Annotated in this window: 25 protein-coding genes and 1 pseudogene; 10 read left to right on the top strand and 16 right to left on the bottom strand. The window is 71.6% G+C overall.

The features are described from left to right. Nucleotides 1-43: 43 nt before the first annotated feature. The 6 genes from OG588_RS46390 to OG588_RS46365 form a co-directional block, all read right to left on the bottom strand. A complete protein-coding gene (locus tag OG588_RS46390; RefSeq protein ID WP_405952547.1) occupies nucleotides 44-922 on the bottom strand; it encodes a universal stress protein in 879 nt (292 codons plus the stop codon). Between the two features lie 5 nt (nucleotides 923-927). Beyond that, entirely contained in the window at nucleotides 928-1,953 is a 1,026-nt protein-coding gene (gene adhP, locus OG588_RS46385; RefSeq protein WP_405952546.1) for an alcohol dehydrogenase AdhP, read from the bottom strand. 31 nt (nucleotides 1,954-1,984) lie between these two features. After that, a complete protein-coding gene (locus tag OG588_RS46380) occupies nucleotides 1,985-2,878 on the bottom strand; it encodes a universal stress protein (RefSeq protein ID WP_405952545.1) in 894 nt (297 codons plus the stop codon). Nucleotides 2,879-3,027: 149 nt separating this feature from the next. Further along, nucleotides 3,028-3,654 (bottom strand): hypothetical protein, encoded by a 627-nt coding sequence (locus OG588_RS46375; RefSeq protein ID WP_405952544.1) that lies wholly within the window; start codon nucleotides 3,652-3,654, stop codon nucleotides 3,028-3,030. Nucleotides 3,655-4,270: 616 nt separating this feature from the next. Then, nucleotides 4,271-4,774: a hypothetical protein gene (locus tag OG588_RS46370; RefSeq protein WP_405952543.1), complete on the bottom strand. Its 504-nt coding sequence runs from the start codon at nucleotides 4,772-4,774 to the stop codon at nucleotides 4,271-4,273. A gap of 122 nt (nucleotides 4,775-4,896) precedes the next feature. After that, nucleotides 4,897-5,148: a hypothetical protein gene (locus tag OG588_RS46365; protein WP_405952542.1), complete on the bottom strand. Its 252-nt coding sequence runs from the start codon at nucleotides 5,146-5,148 to the stop codon at nucleotides 4,897-4,899. A 151-nt stretch (nucleotides 5,149-5,299) separates the two neighbouring features. Here OG588_RS46365 and OG588_RS46360 point away from each other — a divergent pair, with 151 nt between their 5' ends. Next, entirely contained in the window at nucleotides 5,300-5,764 is a 465-nt protein-coding gene (locus tag OG588_RS46360; RefSeq protein ID WP_405952541.1) for a cyclic nucleotide-binding domain-containing protein, read from the top strand. Between the two features lie 35 nt (nucleotides 5,765-5,799). Then, nucleotides 5,800-6,459: a CBS domain-containing protein gene (locus OG588_RS46355; protein WP_405952540.1), complete on the top strand. Its 660-nt coding sequence runs from the start codon at nucleotides 5,800-5,802 to the stop codon at nucleotides 6,457-6,459. A gap of 76 nt (nucleotides 6,460-6,535) precedes the next feature. On the opposite strand, the gene OG588_RS46350 is transcribed toward OG588_RS46355, so the two are convergent. Beyond that, a complete protein-coding gene (locus tag OG588_RS46350) occupies nucleotides 6,536-7,114 on the bottom strand; it encodes a hypothetical protein (RefSeq protein ID WP_405952539.1) in 579 nt (192 codons plus the stop codon). Between the two features lie 227 nt (nucleotides 7,115-7,341). On the opposite strand from OG588_RS46350, the gene OG588_RS46345 reads away from it, so the two are divergent. Continuing rightward, on the top strand, nucleotides 7,342-8,043 hold the full coding sequence (locus OG588_RS46345; RefSeq protein ID WP_405952538.1) for a response regulator: 702 nt from the start codon (nucleotides 7,342-7,344) through the stop codon (nucleotides 8,041-8,043). Nucleotides 8,044-8,177: 134 nt separating this feature from the next. Further along, entirely contained in the window at nucleotides 8,178-9,182 is a 1,005-nt protein-coding gene (locus OG588_RS46340) for an Acg family FMN-binding oxidoreductase (RefSeq protein ID WP_405952537.1), read from the top strand. Between the two features lie 118 nt (nucleotides 9,183-9,300). Here OG588_RS46340 and OG588_RS46335 read toward each other — a convergent pair whose 3' ends face one another. The 4 genes and pseudogenes from OG588_RS46335 to OG588_RS46320 all read right to left on the bottom strand — a co-directional run. Continuing rightward, nucleotides 9,301-10,128 (bottom strand): universal stress protein, encoded by an 828-nt coding sequence (locus OG588_RS46335; protein WP_405952536.1) that lies wholly within the window; start codon nucleotides 10,126-10,128, stop codon nucleotides 9,301-9,303. A gap of 247 nt (nucleotides 10,129-10,375) precedes the next feature. After that, nucleotides 10,376-10,645, bottom strand: a complete 270-nt coding sequence (locus OG588_RS46330; RefSeq protein WP_405953387.1) for an SHOCT domain-containing protein — start codon at nucleotides 10,643-10,645, stop codon at nucleotides 10,376-10,378. Nucleotides 10,646-10,735: 90 nt separating this feature from the next. Further along, nucleotides 10,736-10,879, bottom strand: a complete 144-nt coding sequence (locus OG588_RS46325) for a hypothetical protein (RefSeq protein WP_405952535.1) — start codon at nucleotides 10,877-10,879, stop codon at nucleotides 10,736-10,738. Nucleotides 10,880-10,940: 61 nt separating this feature from the next. Beyond that, nucleotides 10,941-11,345: pseudogene (locus OG588_RS46320) on the bottom strand (hypothetical protein); the annotation flags it as partial. A 244-nt stretch (nucleotides 11,346-11,589) separates the two neighbouring features. On the opposite strand from OG588_RS46320, the gene OG588_RS46315 reads away from it, so the two are divergent. The 3 genes from OG588_RS46315 (at nucleotide 11,590) to OG588_RS46305 (ending at nucleotide 13,184) form a co-directional block, all read left to right on the top strand. Next, on the top strand, nucleotides 11,590-11,847 hold the full coding sequence (locus tag OG588_RS46315; RefSeq protein ID WP_405952534.1) for a hypothetical protein: 258 nt from the start codon (nucleotides 11,590-11,592) through the stop codon (nucleotides 11,845-11,847). Nucleotides 11,848-11,877: 30 nt separating this feature from the next. Beyond that, complete coding sequence (locus OG588_RS46310) at nucleotides 11,878-12,531, top strand: DUF4389 domain-containing protein (RefSeq protein ID WP_405952533.1); 654 nt, start codon at nucleotides 11,878-11,880, stop codon at nucleotides 12,529-12,531. Between the two features lie 140 nt (nucleotides 12,532-12,671). Continuing rightward, entirely contained in the window at nucleotides 12,672-13,184 is a 513-nt protein-coding gene (locus tag OG588_RS46305; protein WP_405952532.1) for a universal stress protein, read from the top strand. A 308-nt stretch (nucleotides 13,185-13,492) separates the two neighbouring features. On the opposite strand, the gene OG588_RS46300 is transcribed toward OG588_RS46305, so the two are convergent. Then, nucleotides 13,493-14,062, bottom strand: a complete 570-nt coding sequence (locus OG588_RS46300) for a hypothetical protein (RefSeq protein WP_405952531.1) — start codon at nucleotides 14,060-14,062, stop codon at nucleotides 13,493-13,495. A 244-nt stretch (nucleotides 14,063-14,306) separates the two neighbouring features. Next, the gene (locus OG588_RS46295; protein ID WP_405952530.1) at nucleotides 14,307-16,058 is read right to left on the bottom strand and encodes a GAF domain-containing protein; all 1,752 of its coding nucleotides are present in this window, start codon (nucleotides 16,056-16,058) and stop codon (nucleotides 14,307-14,309) included. 312 nt (nucleotides 16,059-16,370) lie between these two features. Here OG588_RS46295 and OG588_RS46290 point away from each other — a divergent pair, with 312 nt between their 5' ends. The 3 genes from OG588_RS46290 to OG588_RS46280 all read left to right on the top strand — a co-directional run bounded on the left by OG588_RS46290 (nucleotide 16,371) and on the right by OG588_RS46280 (nucleotide 18,162). Next, nucleotides 16,371-16,772, top strand: a complete 402-nt coding sequence (locus OG588_RS46290; protein WP_405952529.1) for a hypothetical protein — start codon at nucleotides 16,371-16,373, stop codon at nucleotides 16,770-16,772. Nucleotides 16,773-16,879: 107 nt separating this feature from the next. Next, nucleotides 16,880-17,557 carry a CBS domain-containing protein gene (locus OG588_RS46285; protein ID WP_405952528.1) on the top strand — a complete coding sequence of 226 codons (678 nt, stop codon included), beginning with the start codon at nucleotides 16,880-16,882 and terminating at the stop codon, nucleotides 17,555-17,557. Nucleotides 17,558-17,664: 107 nt separating this feature from the next. Continuing rightward, complete coding sequence (locus OG588_RS46280; RefSeq protein WP_405952527.1) at nucleotides 17,665-18,162, top strand: pyridoxamine 5'-phosphate oxidase family protein; 498 nt, start codon at nucleotides 17,665-17,667, stop codon at nucleotides 18,160-18,162. A gap of 769 nt (nucleotides 18,163-18,931) precedes the next feature. On the opposite strand, the gene OG588_RS46275 is transcribed toward OG588_RS46280, so the two are convergent. The 3 genes from OG588_RS46275 to OG588_RS46265 form a co-directional block, all read right to left on the bottom strand. Continuing rightward, a complete protein-coding gene (locus OG588_RS46275) occupies nucleotides 18,932-19,552 on the bottom strand; it encodes a DoxX family protein (protein WP_405952526.1) in 621 nt (206 codons plus the stop codon). 136 nt (nucleotides 19,553-19,688) lie between these two features. After that, nucleotides 19,689-20,522, bottom strand: coding sequence for a universal stress protein (locus OG588_RS46270; RefSeq protein ID WP_405952525.1), 834 nt, complete (start codon nucleotides 20,520-20,522; stop codon nucleotides 19,689-19,691). A gap of 179 nt (nucleotides 20,523-20,701) precedes the next feature. After that, the gene (locus OG588_RS46265; RefSeq protein WP_405952524.1) at nucleotides 20,702-21,142 is read right to left on the bottom strand and encodes a pyridoxamine 5'-phosphate oxidase family protein; all 441 of its coding nucleotides are present in this window, start codon (nucleotides 21,140-21,142) and stop codon (nucleotides 20,702-20,704) included. Nucleotide 21,143: the final 1 nt, after the last annotated feature.

Below are 21,143 nucleotides of genomic sequence, written 5' to 3'. Positions count from 1 at the left end.
GCGGAACTACCGCGTCAGCGGCTGGAGTTGGGGACGATCGCGCTCATCCCTTTTCGGGCACGATGGCCACCGGGCAGGCGGAGTGGTGCAGCACTCCGTGGGCCACGCGGCCCAGTTGGAGTCCGTAGTGCCCGGGGCGGCGCTTGGCTCCGACGATCAGGAGGTCGGCGTCGCGCGAGGCGTCCACGAGCACCGTCCGGGTGGGGCCCTCGACGACACGGCGGTGCGATACGACGTCGGCGGGTATGTCCTGGAGGGCCGTTTCCAGCGCCTCGACCGCCTGCTGTTCGTGCAGTCGGGCGGGTTCGCCGGACATCAGGGGATGGTCGGTGGTCTCGTGCGCGGGCCAGCGCCAGGCCCGTACGACGTCCACCGTCGTTCCGCGTCGCCGTGCCTCCTCGAAGGCGAAGCGCACCGCCGCCGAGCCCGCCGGCTTCGCTCCGACACCCACGACGATGCGGCCGTGCGTGCCGGTGGCGGCCTGGTTGTCGTGGTTGCCGCGGACGACGATCATCGGGCACTGCGCGTGCCCGGCCACGATCAGGCTCACGGAACCCAGCAGCGCCTCGGCGAGACCGCTGCGGCCACGGGTGCCCGTCACCAGCACCGAGGCGTGGCGGCTCTCCCGTACCAACGCGTACTCGGGTTCCTCCGCCAACACCTCGACGCGCACGTCGAGTTCGGGCTGGCGGCGGCGTGCCCGGCGTGCGGCGTTGTCGACGATGTCCTCGGCCCGCACCTGCTCGTCGGGCTTGGCGAGGTCCTCGGCGAGCGAGGTGCCCTCGTACCGCTCCCACAGCGACGCATACACCAGCCGCAGCGGAACCCCGCGCAACGCGGCCTCGTCGGCCGCCCAGTCGACGGCCCGCAGGCTGGGCTCGGAACCGTCGACACCGACCACGATCGGCAGGGCCTTCGTCATCACCGTCACCGCCCCGAACCGAGGAGGTCGAACACGATCCGGGCCTTGACGCTGCCGCGCAGCACCTCGTCGATGGACTCGTTGACGGAGGCCAGCGGGCGGGTCTCGCAGATGACCTTGGTCCGTCCGGCGGCGTGCAGCTGGAACACCTCGGTGAGGTCCTGCCGGGTGCCGACGATCGAGCCGATCACCGAGGTCCCGTTCAGCACGGTGTCGAAGATCGGGACCTGGATGCTGCCGTGCGCGGGCAGCGCGACCATGACGAGCCTTCCGCCGCGCCGCAGACCGGAGTTGACCGCGGCGAACGCGCCCTCGTTCACCGCGAGCGCGATCGCCGCGTGTGCTCCGCCGTGCTGCTTGAGGACCTGGCCGACGTCGTCCTTGCGGGCGTCGATGACAATGTCGGCGCCGAGTTCGGTGGCGAGTTCGAGCTTCTCGTCGGTGACGTCGATCGCGGCCACAGTCGCCCCGGCGATCTTCGCGTACTGCACCGCCAGGTGACCCAGCCCGCCGACACCGGAGATCGCGACAAGCTGGGAGGGCCGCACGCCGGCGACCTTGAGCGCCTTGTACGTCGTGACGCCCGCGCAGGTCAGCGGGGCGGCGTCGATCGCGCTCACGCCGTCGGGCACCGGCTGGGCGAAGTCGGCCCAGGCCAGCATCTTCTCGGCGTATCCGCCGTCGCAGCCGTAGCCGGTGTTGATCTGCTGCTCGCAGAGCGTCTCCCAGCCGGACAGGCAGTGCTCGCACCGCCCGCAGGCCCGGCCGAGCCACGGCACCGCGACCCGCTGGCCGACGGCCAGGTGGGTGACGCCGTCGCCGAGCTTCTCGACCAGGCCGACGCCCTCGTGCCCGGGCACGAACGGCGGGCTGGGCTTGACCGGCCAGTCGCCGTGGGCGGCGTGGATGTCGGTGTGGCACAGCCCGGACGCCTCGACACGGACCCGGACCTGGCCGGGGCCGGGCTCGGGATCGGGGCGGTCCTCGATGACCAGGGGTTCACCGAACGCTCGTACAACTGCTGCCTTCATGACTGCTACTCCTCAAGCGGATCGGTGTGGGTCAGTCGTGCGAGACGACGGCCACGGGGGCGATGGAGTGGTGCAGGACACCGTGCGCGACCGGGCCGATATGGGCGCCGAGCGCGCCGCGGCGGATCCGGCGGCCGATGACGACCAGACAGGCCTCACGGGAGGCGTCCACCAGGTGATCGGCGGCGCTGCCCACGCGGGACTCCAGGGCGACCTCGACGGCGGGGTGCTTCAGCTGCCAGGGGCGCAGCGCCTCGGTGAGAGCCGCGGCCTCCTCGCGGAACAGCTCGTCGTTCAGGCCCGCGTCCATCCCGAGGCCGTAGGCGTAGTACGGCGGCAGGCTCCAGCCGTGGACGACCCGCAGTATGGTGTCGCGCCGGGCGGCCTCGGCGAACGCGAACTCGATCACCGCGTCGGCGGGGGCGCCGGCGTCGATGCCCAGGACCACGGGCCGGGACGGCGTGGCGGACGGCGGGTTCGTCCCGTCCTCGTCGGTGACCTGTTCGCCGGCCCGGACCAGGACCACGGGCAGTTCCGCGCGCGCCACGACGGAGAGGCCGACGGAACCGACGAGGAACCCACCGACACCACTCAGTCCACGCGAGCCGAGAACCAGCAGCTCGGCGTCCTTCGCCGCGTCCACCAGCGCGTCCGCGGTCGGACCGGTCAGCTGGTCCTCGGTCACGTCCAGGTCGGGGTGGCGCAGGCGCAGGCCCTCGCCCGCCTCACGCGGAATCCGCTCGCTCCACTGCTGCTGCGTCTCCGCGCCCATCAGCGGCGCCTGGGCCAAGGGGTCCGGGGCGGGCACCCAGACATGGATGATCTTCAGCGGCAGGCCGCGCAACTCCGCCTCGCGGGCCGCCCATTCGGCGGCGGCGCGGCTCTCGGGGGAACCGTCGAGACCTGCGACAACAGTGCGGACCATGGTTCTTCCTCCTGAACGGATGTCTGATTCCAGCTTCGTGGCGTAGGGGTTCCCGCGGCAGGGGCCGCAGGTCCCCGGCAGGGGCCGATCGGCCCAATGGGCAGACACAGGGTGGGCCCCTCGCGAGGGGCCCACCGTTTCTCCTGCGGTCAGCGCAGCCAGTTGTGGTCGCGGACGATGGGCAGCTTGGCCCAGGCCCTGCCGAGACCCCACGTGGCGCCGGCGCCCGCCGCCGCGAGGGCGATCAGAACGACCGCGTAAATGAGGTGGTAGTCGACGAAGGGGTTGGACGACATGCTCACCGTGCCGTCGGACAGGTGCTTCGCCGGCGGCCACTCAGCGATCCACATCAGCGCCATCATCGCCGTACCGGCAACAGCGGCCAGCCGCAGCGCGACACCGGAGACCAGTGCGACACCGACACCGAGCAGACCGAGCATGAACAACCAGTTCGCCCAGCCCGCACCCGCCCAGTCATGGAACGTCGACTCCATCGGACCCGCCGCCACACTGCTCAGGAAACCCTTCGTCGGCGAACCACCGTCGATCCAGCCCTTGCCGGAGGGGGTCGCGTAGCCAAGGCCGAAGGTCTTGTCCAGGAACGCCCACAAGAACACGAACCCGGTCAGCAGACGCAGAGACGCGAACGCATAGGCACGGGTCCCGGTGGTCGTCGTGGCGGTTGCCGTCACGGCGCCGTCCGACGCCGAGCCGTTCCTGCGGGACATGGGCAGGTGGAAGCCGGAAGTGCGGTGCGGGTGCTCGTGCACGGCCATGATCGTGGTCCTTTCGAGGTGTCAGGTCGTTCGTTGCACCTCTGACTCTGGTGCGCCGGGCCGTCCGCCACCTGATGCCGTTGGTCCGTCGGCGCCGGGCTGAACGGCCCCTTCGGCAGGGCCGGTTGGGCCTCGCACCGGAGCGGTCTCCACGGCGAAAGAGCAGGGTGCTGAAGATCAGTGAGGAGACCGACCTCGGGCTCCGGTCGGTACGTCCCAGCCCTGAACGGCCGGTCGGCGCAGGGTGGTTCAGCCGGTATGCGGAGATGGGCGAGCACCTGGAACGGCCGGGCAGGCATTCGGACCCTGAGCCACGCTGCCGGTTCCCGCTGGGCGGGGCTCCATGTGCGGCATCACCCTTCGGCTGTTGACCGGCTCCGCCGAGTTCGCGGCATCGAGCTCGTGTCGGCGCACGGCGACTCCGGCGGCCGTCGGCTCAAGGGCAGGTCGCGCGGCGCCCGAGGGCGGGAGGGCGTTGCCGCCGAGGCGCGACGACGCGCGCGTGCGGGTGGACGACCGACGAATCAGGGCTCCCCGGCAGCGGAGTACGTCGCTCTGGACGTCGCCCCGCGCAATGAGCCCTGCGCCGGGAACGCGGCACCGTACACGCCGAGTTCTACGCCGAGACCCCCGCGGGCAACCGCCCGGAGTTCCTCCAGCGGCGGTAAGCGGCCACCGGCACCTTGGCGAACAGCACGGCGAAGGCGAGCGGGATCAGCGGGGAGAGAGCGCGGCCCAGCCGGTTCCAGTCGCCCTGATCCACCGGCACCCAGGATCCCCACGGCTCCTTTGCCACCTTCACGGGCGCGCCGAAGACGGGCTCCGAGGAGAAGCCGGTCGCCGTGATCCGGCGTGTCCCGCGGCCGGGGGCCTGCGCCGGATCCACGAACCCCTTGCAGTCGAGGTCGGGATGACCGCCGCCCCGGGACGTCGTCGCCGGCGCGGACGCCTCGCAGTCCGTGACCCGCATGGTCAGCTGCTGCCCGACCAGCCCCAGGCGTCCGACGGCCGCGACGGCCATGTAGACGGCGCCGCCGAAGAGGGAAAGGGCGATCACTCCGCAGAGGATGGTCCCGAAGACCTGTTTCCGCCCCGTGCGCACCGTGGTCTGCTTGATCACTGTCCGATCGTACGAACCCATCTCCGGGACGCCGACGGCACCCCTGCTTCCCGGAGGCGGCAGACCCACAGGGCACCGCATTCCGTCGGTGCCCTGTGGGCCGGCTCTTCATACACGGTGTGTCAGTGATGGACGGGAGTCCCCCGGGTCGGCCGATGCGTGCGGACGATCTGTGTGGCCGGCGGCCGTTGCGGTGTCCGGCGGACGCGCATCCGCAGCACCAGCGCGTCGAGTGCGGCGCTGACCACGGCGGTGACCACGGTCGCGATCACCAGCAGGACGGCGAACTGCCTCCAGAACTCCGGTGTCAAGGTCGTACCCACGGTGTCCACCCCCTCGTGTTCATGCCGGTCGAGTACCTCTCTCGGTCTCATCGAACCGCCGGCACCTCGGTGGCACAGGGTGCCGTAAGGCTCTTCCGGGGCACCGGTCGGCCCGGTCCTCGGGCCGGGTGGCCCATGGCCTGTCGGGACGCACGGGCGGACCCTGGAAGTGGTAGATACATGCGCTCTGCGGAGGTACGTCATGAACGCTTCCCCGACCATGAGCATGCCGCGGGCCCTGCCCCCGGAGCACCGCGAACAGCTGATGAAGCTCGCCCGCGAGGTGTCGGTCCCGCAGGGCGCCCGGCTCTTCCAGGAGGGCGCCCGCGCCGACCGGTTCTGGATCATCCGCACCGGGACGATCGCCCTCGACATGCACGTGCCGGGCCGTCAGGCCGCCGTCATCGAGTCGCTGGGTCACAACGAACTCGTCGGCTGGTCCTGGCTGTTCGGCCCGCACACCTGGCACCTGGGCGCCGAGGCGACGACACCGGTGCGGGCCTGGGAGTTCGAGGCCACGGCAGTACGCGCGCTGTGCGAGGACGATCCCGCGTTCGGCGTGCACGTCTTCCAGTGGGTGGGCGACATCGTGGCCCACCGGCTCCGCTCGGCCCGCACCCGGCTGCTGGACCTGTACGCCCCGTACGGCAGCGGCGGCATGAGGTGACCGCGCCGACGGACCGTGACGAGGGAGGAGTGACCATGCGTGGATCACCGCACATCGTGAGCGACGTGATGACCCGTACCGTCGCCACCGTCGTCCGAGGGACCGCCTTCAAGGACATCGTGCGCACGATGCAGGAGCGGAAGGTCAGTGCCCTGCCCGTGCTCGACGCGGCGGAGCGGGTGATCGGGATCGTCTCGGAGGCGGATCTGCTGCCCAAGGAGGAGTTCCGCGACGACGACCCCGACCGGCACACCCAGTTGCGCCGACTGTCCGACCTCGCGAAGGCCGGTTCGGTGACGGCGGGCGAGCTGATGACCGCGCCGGCCCTGACCGTGGGCCCGGGCGCGACCCTCGCGCAGGCCGCGCGGACCATGGCCCGGGCCAAGGTCAAGCGGCTGCCCGTCGTCGACCACGCGGGCCGGCTGGAGGGCGTCGTCAGCCGGGCCGACCTGCTGAAGGTGTTCCTCCGGGAGGACGAGGAGATCGCGGAGGAGATACGGCGCGAGGTGGTCGCCCACCTGTTCCCCGGCCCGGCGTCCGTGGTGCGGGTCGAGGTCCGGGACGGTGTCGTACGGCTCGGCGGCCGGGTACGGGATACGTCCCTGGTCCCGGTGGCCGCACGGTTGGTGCGAGCCGTCGAAGGGGTCGTGGACGTGGAGTTCGGACTCGACGGGCCCGACGACCGCTCGGCGTAGCGAGAGCGCCAAAAGGGCCGTGAGCCCACAAGCCGTTGCCCCGCCGGCCACCGACGACCGGCGGAGCAACGGCGTCTCAGCCGGTCCTGCGCCCCCAGCGCGCCCCGGTCAGCTCCCACTCCTCGCCCCACCGCTCGGTGGCCCGTCGCTCCACCCGCAGCCGGATCAGCCGTCCGCCCGCGAGCACGAACAGCCCACCGGCCAATCCGACCCCGCTACCAGCCAGCCCTACGCGGGCCGTGGCTACGGCCGGGCTCGCGGGCTCGTCCACCAGGTGGCCGCGCCCGTCCGTCCACACCGGTACCGAACTGCCGACAGCCGTTGCGACCCGCACGTCCGCCGTGGCGGTGCGGACGGTGCCCTGCGCGTCGGTCCAGCGCACGTTCGCCCGCACCCGGTTATAGGTGGCCGGGGCGTGTGCACCGCGCGGCACGGTGCCGAGCAGCACGGCCGTGGCCGGCCGATGTTCCGCTCCGCTCCTCGCCTGCGCGGCCTCGACGGCCTGGGCGCCCGCAACCCCTGCGACGGCTCCCCCGGCTGTCGCGAACGCCCAGGCGGCCAGGACGATCCACGCCTCGACCGCGTCGCTGGGCCGGCGCAGTTCGTTGCGCCGCCAGCGCCACCCCAGGACCTTCACGCGCTTGGTCTTCCGCATCGGTCACACCCCCTCACGGGCATCATGGAGACGAGAACAAACAGGAAGGTCTCACCGGGTGACCGACGCCGGGAGGGGCCGCCGGACCAGCGTGTGGGGGCCGGTCGGGACACGTCTCGAGGGGCCGGTTGGGCCGGTCGGCCCTAGTGCTGCCGGGCCGGGCGCGTGATGATCGAGGTCACGGACGGCCCGCAGTCCGTTCACACTCCGGGGAACGAGGCGTCGAGATGGCCGAGGCACACACCTTCACCGCACAGGACCCGATCCGCGTCTTCCTGCTGGACGACCACGAAGTCGTCCGGCGCGGTCTGTCCGACCTGCTGGACGCCGAGGAGGACATCTCGGTGGTCGGCGACGCGGAGAACGTGGAGCACGCCCTCGTACGAGCCCCCGCGGTGCGCCCGCACGTCGCCGTGCTGGACGTACGCCTCCCCGACGGCGACGGCATCACCGTCTGCCGCGAACTCCGCGACCAGATGCCGGAGTTGGCGGTACTGATGCTCACCTCGTTCGACGACGAGGACGCCCTGCTCGACGCCATCATGGCCGGAGCCTCGGGCTATGTACTCAAGCAGATCAAGGGCTCCGACCTGGTCTCGGCGGTACGGACGGTCGCCTCCGGCCAGTCGATGCTCGACCCCGCGACGACGGCCCGTCTGATGCGCTCGCTGCGCGCCGAACCGGCCCAAGTCCCCGAGATGGCACCGGAGTTGGCAAGTCTGTCGCCGCGCGAACGGGAGATCCTCGCGCTGATCGGGGACGGGCTCACCAACCGCGAGATCGGCAAGCGGCTGTACCTGTCGGAGAAGACCGTGAAGAACCACATCTCCCGGCTCCTCGCCAAGCTCGGCGTCCAGCGCCGGGTACAGGCCGCCGTCCTCGCCTCGCACCTGGAGCAGTCCGAGTCCGGGGACCGTTCGGGCGGCTGAGCGGTCGCGCCGGGCCGTCCGGCGCGACCTGAGGCCGTACGGCCCCTCCCTCCGGCCCTTCCCGCGCCACCACGCTGGACAGGAACAGCGAACAGCCCTGCCGCTCTTCGGGCGCGGGGCGGGGAGGAGACCCCATGTCCAGCACGGTTCTCGACGTCCCGACCCTGGAAACGCTGATCGCGGCGTCCGTCGCCGCGCCCTCGATCCACAACACCCAGCCCTGGCGCTTCCGGCTCGACCCGGACACCGTCACGCTGGAGATCCGGGCCGTCGCGGAACGCGGCCTGCGGCACACCGACCCGACGGGGCGTGCCCTGCACATCTCGGTCGGCTGCGCGCTGTTCAACCTGCGCGTCGCGGTCGCCCACTGCGGCTGGGAGCCCGTGACCCGACGTCTCCCCCGGCCCGACGAACCCGACCTGCTGGCCACCGTACGGCTCGCCGGAACCACCCGCCCGCCCATGGCGCCGCATCTCTACGACGCCCTGTGGCGCCGGCACAGCAGCCGTTTCCCGTTCTCCGACCGGCCGGTGCCGGTATCTGTACTGACCGAACTGACCGAGGCCGCCCACGCGGAAGGCGCTGTGCTGGACCTGCCGGGACCCACGCAGACCGACCGTCTGCTACGGCTGACGTGGGAGGCGGAGCAGCGCAACACCGCCGACGCAAGCCGGGCCGTGGAGAGCCGCCGCTGGGTCCACCCGCCCCATGGCGAATCCCTCGGCATACCTCCGGAGGCGATCGGTCCGCAGGACTCCCGGGAGCGGATACCCGTCCGGGATTTCGGCGCCCACCGGCACCCGACGGCGCTCGCCGCCCGCCCCTTCGAGAAACGGCCCTCCATCGCCGTACTGTCCACCCTCCACGACCGCCGCACGGACTGGCTGCGCGCCGGCGAGGCACTCGAACGCGTCCTGCTGGTGGCCACCATCCACGGCGTGCGCGCCTCCCTCCTGCACCAGGCACTGGAGTGGCCCGACCTGCGCGAGCAACTCACGGACAGCCGACGGGAGTTCACCCAGATGGTGCTCCGCCTCGGCTACGGCCCGCAGGGGCCCGCCTCACCACGCCGTACGGCACGTCAGTCATGGGAGCAGGGCGCACCGCCGGCCGCCACGCCGGGTGTGACCCCTCGTTGAACGACCGTCGCCCGAGACCATGCCGTGGATCCGGTCGTCCGCCGCACGTGCGAGTGGCCGGTGGAACACCAGACGGTGTTCCACCGGCCACCCTCTGGTGCGGCCGTCCCTCGGGGGACTAGCAGGCAACCACGACGACGGGGCAGTCGGCCTCGCGCAAGGCGGTCCGCCCGACCGGATCCAGCAGGCCGCCTCCGAACCGGGACCGGCCACGTACCCCAACCACGAGGAGCTGGCTGTCACCGCTGGCCTCGACGAGGACCCGGCGGGATCGGCCCTGCGGCCGACGGCAGCGCAGGGTGACGTCCGGGTACCGCTTGCGCAGCTCGGACAAGGTCTCGGCGAGTGCGAAGTCCTCGTCCTCCTCCGGCCCAGCGGTACCGGACCCTCCGTACGGCCTCGTGGCGACGGCGTGCCGCAGATGCAGAGCCACCAGGTCGGCAGCCCGCAACGAGGCCTCGGCGAAGGCGAATTCGGCGGCTTCACGGAGTGTCGACGTGCCGTGGACGGCGAGCAGCACAGGGCCGGCCGGGTCCGGCCTGCCACGCACCACCAGCAGCGGACCCGACGCGCGTGCGGTCAGGCACCCGGCGAGCGAGTTGTCGCGCAGGGTGCTGTGCCCTCGTGTGCCGTTGCTTCCGACGACGGTCAGGGACGCGCGGTGCGACTCCGCCGCCAGCAGGTTCCCGGGTTCTCCGACAAGGACTTCGCGCAAGATCCGCACGCCCGGTGCGGCGCTGAGCGCACGTCGCTCGGCCTCGGCCAGAGCACCGGTCCTGACCGCGTCCCACGAGGCAACTCCCGACCGTACGCCTCCGGACGGCCAACCGATGACCTCCATCAGCTCCAGGCCGACCCCGAGCCGCTCGGCCTGCTGTGCGGCGACTTCCACCACCGCCAGACTCGACCGCGAACCATCCACTCCCACGACCACCGGGCCACTCATCACAGTCCACCCCTCTCCAGGCACCCTCCCCGGACGGAAGAGGCGCTCCACTGGACTCCAGCCTCGTGCGACCCCCGGCACTCCCACAGGGGCCGGACGGACCCATCGACACACCAACCGGTCCCCGCCCGCAGACCCGTTGGGCCCGCCGAGTCCCGGGTGATCGGGGCCTCGGCACCCTCGAAGACACACGGGGGTGGGGCGACGGACGGGCCGCTGCCGTCGCTCGTCGCCCCACCCTTCGGCTTCAGTGTTCGGTGAGCCCGGAACCGTCCGTACGCAGGACGGCCAGGCGGTTGCGGTACTCCTCCTCGTCGATCTCCCCACGGGCGAACCGGTCGGCGAGCACCTGCTCGGGCGAGGGCGCGGCGAGGGTGTTCGGACGCTGGGAGGTGCGGGTCAGGTTGCGGATGAGCAGGACGGCGACGGTCAGGAGCACGGCCCACAGCAGGACCGAGCCGCTCGACATCGCGAACCAGTCCCAGCCGCTCATGTCGTGGTAGTTCCCATACATCATCACGGGGGTCACTCCTCAGACGTGCGAGACCACGGCGACCGGGCAGTCGACGTGCTGGACGACGGCGTGGGTCACGGGGCCGGTCCTTGGTCACCGCCGCGACGACCTCGACGTCGGGGTACTTGTCGCGCCGTTCAGGAGGTTCTGCCATTCCTCGGCCCGGTGCGGGTCGTTGAGCAGGTCGACCTCGCCGGGACCGAGCCCCAGGACCGGCGTCTTCCAGGCGGGTGGCACAGGCCACCACGCCCTCCCCGACCGAACCCACCAGGAATCCGGCGAACCCGCTCACGCCGCGCGAGCCCGGCACCAGCAGCTCGGCGTCCTCGGCCGCCTTCAGCAGCTCCGCGATCGCGGGACCCTCCACCAGCTCGTCGACCGGGCGCACGTCCGGGCACACCGCCCGGACCCGGTCCTGCGCCTGTCGCAGAGAACTCCGCGCCGGATGCCGTTGAACCGCGCTCTCGGACTCTTCCTCCGCCGGGCGCGGATGCCGGTCCCAGGCGTGCACGAGCCGCAACAGCAGGCCGCGGCGCAGCTCTTCCCTGGCCGCCCTCCCCCACTGCCCGAAAGGCGTGGGCGGTACCCCATGGCGGCGGCCAGGCGCTCCGCAGATCTGTCCACTCCGGCCATGCCGGACGCAAGCATGATCCGCACCTCCCCTTTCTCGGTGTGTTCCTCGATGCCAGCGTCGTTCCTCCATCGCCGGGGGTGAAAGAGGCCGCCAGGCCCCCACGGAGGACCAACCGGCCCCCATCTCCCCTTCATCGACGGTCAGTTCACGAGCCTGGGCCGGTACGGCTTCCCTTCCCTGCTCATGGGTCAGCCGCGGCCGCACGCCCCGATGTCCGGGCAGGACGAGTGCCACTCGGCCCGGCCGCCTGCCCACTCAGCCCCTGGGGCGCCGGAGATCGGAGCGAGACGCTGGCGCTGATGCCGGATGAAGGATGCCGCCGGCTCCCTGTCGAGGCGACATCCCGAGCGCCGCGCGTCCAAGTGAAGGAGCGACCGTACTGGGCGGCTGCCTGGTGTTCGGCTACAGCTCGCTCGTCGTCGGCTTCCTGCTGATGGCGGCGGGAGTCATCGGGCTCATCACGTTCATGAGCACCCGGGGTGTCGTCCTGCGGCCGGGTGAACGCGAGGCCGTCATCGAGGAACGGCACTACATCGGCAACCACGACGACCACCGGAACTACCGGAGTTGACCGCACCAGCCCCCGAAAGGATCGTTCACCATGAATGAAGCGATGCCCACGGTCCACCCCGCCCGGTTGACCGCGGGCCTCGATCCGTCCCTGTCGCGCTGGCTGTGGCTGGTGAAGTGGCTGCTCGCCCTCCCCCACTACGTCGTCCTGTTCTTCCTGTGGGTGGCGTTCGTGGGAACGAGCGTGGTGGCCTTCTTCTCGATCCTGTTCACCGGCCGCTACCCGCGCCCGCTGTTCGACTTCAACACCGGTGTACTGCGCTGGAGTTGGCGTGTGGCGTACTACGCGTACGGCGCCCTGGGCACCGATCGCTACCCGCCCTTCACCCTCGCCGACGTGCCCGACTACCCCACGCACTGGGATGTGGCGTACCCGGAGCAGCTGTCCCGCGGTCTCGTCCTGGTGAAGTGGTGGCTCCTGGCCGTTCCGCACTATCTGATCCTGGCGTTCCTGCTCGGCGGGCTGAAGGTGCCCTGGGCCTCGGGCGGCCTCATCGCCCTGCTCGCCGTGTTCGCCGGGGTCTCGCTGGCCGCCACCGGACGCTACCCGCGCGGCCTGTTCGACCTGGTGATCGGGCTCAACCGGTGGGTGCTGCGCGTGGTCGCCTACGCGGCGCTCCTCACCGACACCTACCCGCCGTTCCGGCTCGACCAGGGAGGCGACGAACCCGGAGCCGCGTCCTGAGCACGGCACCCGACCTGGGCCAGGCCCTCAAGGCCCGGACGGCAAGGGCCTGTTGGGCCCGGACACGGCCCCGTCGGCCCACGCCACGGCCGCTGTGTCCGGGCCACTGTGATGACAGGAGACCGACCAGGGAGGCTGCCATGACCGAACACACCGACGGCACCGGCATCGTGGTGGGCGTCGACGGATCCGAGCCCTCGATGGCGGCGCTGCGCTGGGCAGCCGAGCAGGCAACCGTCCTGCACACGGACCTCGTCGCCGTGCACGCCTGGGAACCGGCCGCGAACGGATACGCGCCCTACGCTCCGGTGCCCACCGGCCCGACGCCCGCCCAGGAGCGCGAACGGGCCGCGCAGGTCCTCGCCGCCACCGTGCGCGAGGCCTTGGGACCCCGGACCGGCGATGCCGTTCTTCGCATCGTGGTGGAGGGACCACCCGCACGTGTACTGCTCCAACAGGCCCGCGGCGCAATGCTGTTGGCCCTGGGACGGAAGGCGCACGGGAACTTCGGACTCCCCTCGGTCGGCCCGGTGGGCCGCGAGTGCCTGCGGCACGCGACGGTTCCCGTGGTGACCGTGCCGGTCGCAGACCGGTCCCTGAAGCCGCCGGAAGCTGTCAGTTCCTCTTCACTGGCCGGGAGTCGCGCCTCCTAGCGCGGGGTAAGGGGCGTGCCATCCGGGGAACGAGGAGGTGGGGCCGGTCGGCTCCGGCGCGTGGTCGCTGTGGCTCACGGACCGGGGTCCAAGGCCCCATCGTCGTACGCGCGGTCACGGACAAGGCTGACTGCATACGCGGTCGCCGGGTGAGAAGCACCCGGTCCACGGAAGTCCAGGATGCGGCGGTCATGAAGCGCGTACAGGAGACCAAGCGCCCCTCGATTCCGCGTCGGCCCGCGCCGCTCGACCCGCGCACCCCGTCCGGGCGGCACCTCCCGTACTGACACATGGGCGGGCGCGTCCTGTCACCGGACGAGGACCCGCTCCCCCGAGCACGGCACGACGGCCGTCCAGCCCAGGGACTGGTCGATACGGTTCCGCAGGGCCTCCGCCGCGATGGTGCCGCCGCCGGAGAGGTCGATCACGCCGAGCACGCATCCGGTGGACGGGTCGCGTACCGGGGCTGCGGCGCAGGACCAGGCGTGGGCCGCAGAGTTGCAGTGCTCGCCGGTCACGATCTGGACGGGGTGCCCCAACTCCAGTGCGGTACCTGGGGCGTTGGTTCCCGCCCGGGCCTCGGACCAGACAGCTCCCTCAGCGAAGTGCATCCGCTCACCGCGTTCGATCGTCGCGGTGTCGCCCTCGACCCACAGCAGGGTCCCGTCGGTGTCGGCGACCGCGAAGACGTGTCCGTCGTCGGCGGCACCGTCCCCCAGTAGTTCTCGGAAAAGGGGTAGGGCCGCGGCCGGCGGATGCGTGCGTCGGCACGAGTCGGCGATCAGGTCTCGTACCTGCGGCAACGCTCCGGGCGTGGTCACGAACTGCTCGTGTGCCGTGCGCAGAACATGAACCGAGGTGGTGACGGGGGCTTCCATCGCGCCTCCCACGTGCCTTCTCCGGATCCGTCACACCGACCTCAGCCGTATGTCGGGCCGGGGTGCGGAGGCCGAACGGCCCCGGCGGCCGGGCCCCTCGGGCCTACGCGAGGGCGGACCGGCGGAAAACCGCACCGGGCGGTCGCCGGTACGCCGAACACGGGGAAGCAGCAGCTGGATGACGTCCGCTGCGCGTGATCCGGCCAGGACTTGGGCGGGGAGATCCACGGTGGCGGAGCGGCGCCTACTTACCGGCCACCGGTACCTTCCACACGAGCGTGGTGCCGCCGCCCTGGGGAGTGGTCCACTCCAGGTCTCCGCCCAGTTGCCGGGCCCGCTCCTCCATGTTCCACAGCCCGCTGCGCCGGCCCTCGGCCGGGATGCCGACCCCGTTGTCGGTGACCGTCAGGCACACCTCCCGGCCGTCGGTCACCAGGGCGACATCGGCGCGGCCGGCCTGAGCGTGCCGGGCGATGTTGGTCAGCGCCTCGGAGAGCACGGCGATCACGTGGTCGGCGGTCTCCCGCGGCACGTCGGTGTCGACCAGGCCCTCCATCCGGACGCTGGGTGCGAAGCCGAGCACGGGAGCGGCCTCGCCGGCCGCGCGCACGACACGGGCCCGCAGTCCCGTCCCGGCGCCGCCGTCACGCGCCCGCAGGCCGAAGATCGTCGACCTGATGATCTTGATCGTCTCGTCCAGGTCGTCCACCGCCCGCACCACGCGTTCGGCGGCCTCCTCGTGCTCGATGAAACGGCCGGCGCTCTGCAACGTCATGCCCGTGGCGAACAGCCGTTGGATGGCCAGGTCGTGCAGGTCGCGGGCGATGCGGTCGCGGTCCTGAAGAACAGCGATCTCCGCCGCGTCCCGACGGTGGTCGGCCAGTTCCATCGCTACGGCCGCCTGGGCGGCGAAGGCCTGAAGGGTCTCGGTCTCCGTCGCCGAGAAGGGCGGCCGCCCGGCCTCCCGCGCCAGCAGGACCACGCCGCGTACACCCGCCGCGCCCGTGCCGATGGGCACGGCCACGGCGGGGCCGAGTCCCCCGAACCGCGGTGGATCCAGCGAGATGCGACCGTCGTTGCCCACGTCCGCGCTGGTGACGGGGGCGGCTCGAGCGAAAGCCAGCCCCATCAGGCTGCGGTCCAGGGACAGGACGAGCCCCTGGTGCACCTCGGAGTCCATCCCGACGGCGATCTCCACGGCGAGCGATCCGGTGCCCTCCATCGGCAAAGCCACCGCCGCGAGGGCCGATCCCGTGATCTCGCCGGCCCGCTCGGCGATCAAGGCGAGGACGTCGGTACGCGCACCAGCGGACATCAGCCCATGGGTGACCTCGGCGTTCGCCTGAAGCCAGCGCTCGCGCAGCCGCGACTCCTCGTAGAGGCGGGCGTTGTCGATCGCGACACCGGCCGCGACGGCCAGCGTCGACAGCACCGACTCGTCGTCCTCGTCGAACTGCACACCACCGCGCTTCTCGGTCAGGTACAGGTTGCCGAAGACCTGGTCGCGCACCCGGATCGGGACCCCGAGGAAGCTGTTCATCGGCGGGTGATTGGCCGGGAAGCCGTACGAGGCGGAGTGCTGGGAGATCTTCGTCAGTCGCAGCGGCTCCGGGTGGCGGATCAGCTCGCCCAGAATGCCGTGGCCCTGTGGATAGGGGCCGATCTCGGCGATCTGCTCCTCGGTGACACCGACCGTGTGGAAGGCCGACAGCGCCTTCCCGTCCGGGGTGATCACACCGAGCGCGGCGTACTCGGCGTCGACCAGGACCGCCGCCGCCTCCACGATGCTGTACAGAGCCTGCTCCAGGTTCAGCTCGCGGCCGACCGAGAGCACTGCCTCCAGCAGACTGTGCACGCGGTCACGCGTACCCCGAGCCGTGTCCAGACGGGCCTGCAGCTCCTCCAGCAGCTCGTCCATCTTCAGCTGCGGCAGCCGGACCCTGGCCACCCGGGACTCCTCAGGGCTTCCCACCGGTGATCCTCCAGATCCCCTCATCACACCGCCGGCCGACCGCTCCGGTCATGTGCCACGGTATCCGCCCCGAGCCGGTGAGGATACGGGGATCAAGCGCCTGGAGAGATGTTCCGGAACCCGAGGGCTCGATCAGTGGCCCTCCTCTCCGGGCGGCACAGTCCTGAGCGGCGACGCCCGCCTGACCGCGCCGCTCGATGCCGTCCTTGACCAGTTGGTTCGACGACACGGAAAGGGGACCCACTGGCCCGCGTACAGGGCCGGGCGGCCCTGTATGCGCCCGCGGCACAAGGGCCAGTCTGGAACTGCTGACGAACGATCGAAGGAGTGGAGCAGATGACGCTCAAGGACACCGGCAGCCAGACCCCGTCGCCCGCCGCCGTACAGGTACGGACCGAGGGGGACGTGGACAAGGAAGCACTCGCCTACCTGCGGGCCAAGTTGAGCGCGGTCCTCGACCGCCCGGGGCTCGCTCCCGTCGGCGGCGAGGTGCGGATCGCCCGGGCCGCGGCGCATCACGCCGAGCAGCCGTGGTCGGCCGGGGCCGAGATCCGGGTGGGGAGCGAACTCCTCGTCGTCCATGCGCGGGAAGCGAGCGCGCACGAGCTCGCGGACCGGTTGCAGGACCGGCTGCGCACCCGCCTGGACCGGGTCGTGCACCGCGAGGACACGGCCCGCAGGTCGGCCACCCCGCCCCCGTGGCGCGGCGGCCCGGCGGACGGCCGGCAGGATCCGTGAGGCATGTTCCGGGCGACGGCCCGTCGCCCGGCACGAGGGGAACGGCCGCTCCCGGCAAGGCAGTTGGACGGCCGTTCCCCTCCGGCGCAGGCGAGGAGGAACGTGCCGTGAAGACCCACACCGTCGGTGAAGTGATGACCAGCGACGTCGTCCGGGCGCATCCGACGACACCGTTCAGGGAAGTGGTCCGGCTGCTGGAGCGGCACCGGATCAGTGGAGTGCCCGTCGTCGACCACGACGACAAGGTGCTGGGGGTGATCTCCGGGACCGATCTGGTGCGCGAGCAGGCACGCCGGGCCCGTGCCGAGGCGGGGTGCATCGCCACGGCGGGGCAGCTGATGTCGACGCCCGCGGTCACCGTGCACCCGGAGCAGCCCGTCCCGGACGCGGCGCGGGTGATGGAACGCCGTGGCATCGAGCGGCTGCCCGTGGTGGACGAGGAGGACCGCCTGATCGGCATCGCCACCCGCCGCGACCTGCTGCGGGTTTTCCTCCGCACGGACGGCGACATCCGCCGTGAGGTGATCGACGACGTCCTGGTCGGCGCCCTCGGCCTGGCCCCCGACACCGTCACCGTGGTGGTCCGCGAGGGTCTGGTCACCCTGACCGGCCCGTTGGAACGCCGTAGCGACGTCCCGAAGGCGATTCGGGCGGTGTGGCGGTTGGAGGGCGTCGCCGGAATGGTCAACGGCCTCACCCACCGCGTCGACGACGGGCCGCCACCGGCACGGCAGGCTCCGGGGCAAAGGGCCGGTCGGACACGTCCCGGGGCCGAACGGCCCTAGCCCGACCAGCACCGGAGCGGCTCGAATGGCCTGATCAACCTCAGACGCCCCACCCATCGGCCGCCACCCGGGTGCTCCGGTGGGCCGCAGGCCGGAGACATCGAGCCGTGAGCGAAGAACCTGTCACGAGACCTCCCGAGGCCCCGGCCCGAGAGCAGCCGGTCGCCGCGGAGCCGCCGCGCCGGACCGTCGAGATCGACGACGCGGAGGCCCTGCGGCTGCTGGGCAGCGTGCCGATGGGGAGGATCGCCTTCACCCGGCGAGCGCTGCCGACCATCCGCCCCGTGAACCACATCGTGGACGACGGGAACATCGTCATCCGCACGCACGAGGGCGCGGCCCTGACCTCACGCACCCTCCAGGCCGACGGCCCGGGAGTCGTCGTGGCCTACGAAGCCGACGCCATCGACCCCGCCACGCACCTCGGCTGGAGCGTGGTGGTCACGGGATACGCCCACCTGGTCACCGACACCCGCGAACTCGCCCGCTATCAGGCGCTGTTGCGCCCCTGGGTGCGGCAGCCGATGGACTACGCGGTCCGCATCCACCCGGACCTGGTCACCGGGCTCCTGCTCGTCCCGGTCGACCAGCCGGCCGAAGCCTGACACTCGACCTTCCCGTGCCCGTCCGTCTCTCACACGGACGGGTGCGAGGTCATGTGCGCCGACCGTCTGCCGCCACGACGACGTACGTGTCGGCCGTGGAGAACCACCGCTCCGCGCGCTACGGCGTCACGCAGCACCGCGTGAGTCGCCGGACCGATGAGCGCGCCGAGCGGGCCGACCGGTGCTTCGTGGCCGATGGCGAGCAGCGAGGCGTCCGCCAATGCGAACCGGCCTGGCCGACCACGACCTCCCCGATCACCTCGACACCGGGGAACGTGTCCCGCCGCGCTCGGCCCGCCTCGAAGGCGAACTCGGTTGCGGCGTCGTGGAGTTCGCCCCGGCCGAGTGCGACGTCACGGCACGAGGCCGTCTCGCGGGCGGCGTCGGAGATGTCTCCGTGTCACGCGGGTCCCCGGTATTCGCGCCGGCCTGCACGAGGGCGACGGGACGGTCGGCCCTGCCCGGTACAGCCGGCGCCACGGAGCCGAGCACACGTCCGGCGGCCCGGCCCAGTCCCTGTGCCTCTGCACCCCTGGCTCCGGCAGCTCCGACTCCCGTGCGGCGCGGGGCGAGTTGGTCTGCCGTGATCCGCAGACCGGGGTAACGACGAGACAGGGCCACCTCGATCTCACGCGTCGTCTGCGTGGACCGGTCCACAGCGGCAAGGCTTCCGGTCGAGTTGTCCACGCCGACGGTGACGGCACACGAACGACCGGGGCGCCACCGCCAATTGACGGTGGCGCCCCGGTCGCGACGGGTAACCGGCTGTCTACTTAAGCCAGTTGTGGTCGCGGACGATCGGGAGCGTGGCCCAGACCTTGCCGAGACCCCACGTGACACCGGCACCCGCCACCGCGAGGGCGATCAGGACCACGGCGTAGATCAGGTGGTAGTCGACGAACGGGTTGGACGACATACTCAGCGTGCCGTCCGACAGGTGCTTCGCGGGCGGCCACTCGGCGATCCACATCAACGCCATCATCGCCGTACCCGCCACAGCGGCCAGCCGCAGCGCCACACCGGAGATCAGCGCGACACCGACGCCCAGCAGACCGAGCATGAACAGCCAGTTCGCCCAGCCCGCACCCGCCCAGTCATGGAACGTCGACTCCATCGGACCCGCCGCCACACTGCTCAGAAAACCCTTCGTCGGCGAACCACCGTCGATCCAGCCCTTGCCGGACGGCGTCGCATAACCGAACCCGAACGTCTTGTCCAGGAACGCCCACAGGAACACAAACCCCGTCAGCAGACGCAGAGACGCGAACGCATAGGCACGCGTCGCAGTGGTCGCCGTCGTCGTGGCGGTGGCGGCCTGTGCCGTTCCGGTCCGGTGGAAGGACGGGAAGCGGAATCGCGGGTGGTGCTGGGGGTGGTTTTGGACTGCCATGATGCTCATCCCTTTCGAGGGAACGATGCTTGGGATTCGACGACTCTCGTTGCGCCCTCAATGTCTCGCGGCGGGCGCCGGCGGAAGAGGGGCTGCAGGTCCCCGGTCGAGGGCCCGAACGGCCCTGTCTGCCGGGTCACTTGGCGGTCGGCACCACCACGACGGGGCAGTGGGAGCGGTGCAGCAGGGTGTGCGCCACCGGACCGAGTCGCGGGCCGAACCGCTGGGTGCGGTGGTGGGCACCGACGACCACGACGGCACAGTCGCGCGTGGCCTCCAGCAGCGCGTGCGCCGGCCCGGTGCGGACCGTGCGGCTCTCGACCTGGATGCCGGGGTGCCGTTCGCTCAGCCGGGACAGGCTGAAGCGCGGTACGGAGTCCTCCGCCCTTGCCTGCCGGGCGAGTTGCTCCTGGCCCGGGCTCGTGGCCGGGACCGGTGAGGGCAGTTCGGGGGTGACGTGCCGGTGGGTCCAGGAGTGCAGGACGTGCAGCGGGACACCGCGGCGCTCGGCCTCCTGGAAGGCGTAGAGCGCCGTGTCCTCGTCGCTGTCGCCCTCCAGGCCGAGCAGCACGGGCCGGCCGTCGTCACAGCGATGGTCGCCGCGGACGACGAGAAACGGGCTGTGCACCTGCACGGCCAGCCGCAGGCTCACCGAGCCGAACAGCAGGCCGGCGATGCCGCCCATCCCCCGGGTCCCCACGACAGTGAGGTCCGCGCCCTCGCTCTCCCGCACGAGCGTGCGCACCGGACCGCCGACCGCACCCCTGGTCACCACTGACAGTTCCGGGTGACGTGCGGTGAGGCGTGTCACCGCCGACGCCAGGACCGGCCCGGACTCGTCGCTGTCGGGCACGGCGTACACGACCCTCAGTTCGGCGCCACGGCGCGCGGATTCGTCCGCGGCCCAGTCCAGCGCCCGGACGGAGACCAGCGAACCGTCCACTCCGACGACCACATGATGGAGAGTCATGTCCCGTTTCCCTTCTGACTGTTGCGTGCTCACGGTGTTCGGCGGGAAGGAGCCGCCATGACGCACAACGGCTCCGGTGACGAGGCTCGTCCTGCGCGGACGGGTCGGGTCAGGGGCCGCGAGAACCTGCTGACACGCCGGACGGCCCCTTCTTGTGGGGCCGAACGGTCCAGGTGTGTTCAGCGGTTGAGATCCACCCCGTACATCGAGCGCCCGCCGACGAGTTCACGTCCCGTCACCAGCTCGGGCTCGACGCGCACGAAGACCTCCTGGGGCGAGGGCACCCAGGAGGACGGGCCGGTTCGGGTCAGGCGTTCGTGTTCGGCCGGGTCGGTCACCACGGTGGCCGATCCGGTGACGACGACGCTCCAGCCGGAGTGCGTGACGGCGTCGACCTCGTCGGCCTCGAAGGCGACCACCGAGCCGTCGATCGCGCGCACCAGCTCCGAGGCCGCGGAGGCACACAGCAGCACCGCCCCGTCGTGGTCCAGGGAGAAGTTCACGGGCAGTACGGCGGGCAGGGCCTGGCGGGTGTGGACGATGCGGCCGACGGGTGCCTGCCCCAGTCGGCGCAGGCATTCGTGTCGTTCCAGTTCGCGGAATCCGTCGTTGGAGTACATC

The organism is Streptomyces prunicolor, from assembly GCF_045162825.1.
In the GTDB taxonomy this organism is placed as follows: Bacteria; Actinomycetota; Actinomycetes; order Streptomycetales; family Streptomycetaceae; genus Streptomyces; species Streptomyces prunicolor.
Note: the sequence above shows the minus strand (reverse complement) of the source record. Positions and strands in the feature narration are given on the sequence as shown.

Excerpts from the sequence above, each read along its gene's own strand:
- adhP (WP_405952546.1), bottom strand. The coding sequence starts at position 1,953 with ATGAAGGCAGCAGTTGTACGAGCGTTCGGTGAACCCCTGGTCATCGAG.
- OG588_RS46350 (WP_405952539.1), bottom strand. The coding sequence starts at position 7,114 with ATGCGGAAGACCAAGCGCGTGAAGGTCCTGGGGTGGCGCTGGCGGCGC.
- OG588_RS46270 (WP_405952525.1), bottom strand. The coding sequence starts at position 20,522 with ATGACTCTCCATCATGTGGTCGTCGGAGTGGACGGTTCGCTGGTCTCC.
- OG588_RS46330 (WP_405953387.1), bottom strand. The coding sequence starts at position 10,645 with ATGATGTATGGGAACTACCACGACATGAGCGGCTGGGACTGGTTCGCG.
- OG588_RS46355 (WP_405952540.1), top strand. The coding sequence starts at position 5,800 with ATGCGTGGATCACCGCACATCGTGAGCGACGTGATGACCCGTACCGTC.
- OG588_RS46305 (WP_405952532.1), top strand. The coding sequence starts at position 12,672 with ATGACCGAACACACCGACGGCACCGGCATCGTGGTGGGCGTCGACGGA.
- OG588_RS46365 (WP_405952542.1), bottom strand. The coding sequence starts at position 5,148 with ATGAGACCGAGAGAGGTACTCGACCGGCATGAACACGAGGGGGTGGAC.
- OG588_RS46290 (WP_405952529.1), top strand. The coding sequence starts at position 16,371 with ATGACGCTCAAGGACACCGGCAGCCAGACCCCGTCGCCCGCCGCCGTA.
- OG588_RS46340 (WP_405952537.1), top strand. The coding sequence starts at position 8,178 with ATGTCCAGCACGGTTCTCGACGTCCCGACCCTGGAAACGCTGATCGCG.
- OG588_RS46310 (WP_405952533.1), top strand. The coding sequence starts at position 11,878 with ATGAATGAAGCGATGCCCACGGTCCACCCCGCCCGGTTGACCGCGGGC.
- OG588_RS46300 (WP_405952531.1), bottom strand. The coding sequence starts at position 14,062 with ATGGAAGCCCCCGTCACCACCTCGGTTCATGTTCTGCGCACGGCACAC.
- OG588_RS46315 (WP_405952534.1), top strand. The coding sequence starts at position 11,590 with ATGCCGCCGGCTCCCTGTCGAGGCGACATCCCGAGCGCCGCGCGTCCA.
- OG588_RS46380 (WP_405952545.1), bottom strand. The coding sequence starts at position 2,878 with ATGGTCCGCACTGTTGTCGCAGGTCTCGACGGTTCCCCCGAGAGCCGC.
- OG588_RS46275 (WP_405952526.1), bottom strand. The coding sequence starts at position 19,552 with ATGGCAGTCCAAAACCACCCCCAGCACCACCCGCGATTCCGCTTCCCG.
- OG588_RS46295 (WP_405952530.1), bottom strand. The coding sequence starts at position 16,058 with ATGAGGGGATCTGGAGGATCACCGGTGGGAAGCCCTGAGGAGTCCCGG.
- OG588_RS46335 (WP_405952536.1), bottom strand. The coding sequence starts at position 10,128 with ATGAGTGGCCCGGTGGTCGTGGGAGTGGATGGTTCGCGGTCGAGTCTG.
- OG588_RS46345 (WP_405952538.1), top strand. The coding sequence starts at position 7,342 with ATGGCCGAGGCACACACCTTCACCGCACAGGACCCGATCCGCGTCTTC.
- OG588_RS46265 (WP_405952524.1), bottom strand. The coding sequence starts at position 21,142 with ATGTACTCCAACGACGGATTCCGCGAACTGGAACGACACGAATGCCTG.
- OG588_RS46390 (WP_405952547.1), bottom strand. The coding sequence starts at position 922 with ATGACGAAGGCCCTGCCGATCGTGGTCGGTGTCGACGGTTCCGAGCCC.
- OG588_RS46360 (WP_405952541.1), top strand. The coding sequence starts at position 5,300 with ATGAACGCTTCCCCGACCATGAGCATGCCGCGGGCCCTGCCCCCGGAG.
- OG588_RS46375 (WP_405952544.1), bottom strand. The coding sequence starts at position 3,654 with ATGGCCGTGCACGAGCACCCGCACCGCACTTCCGGCTTCCACCTGCCC.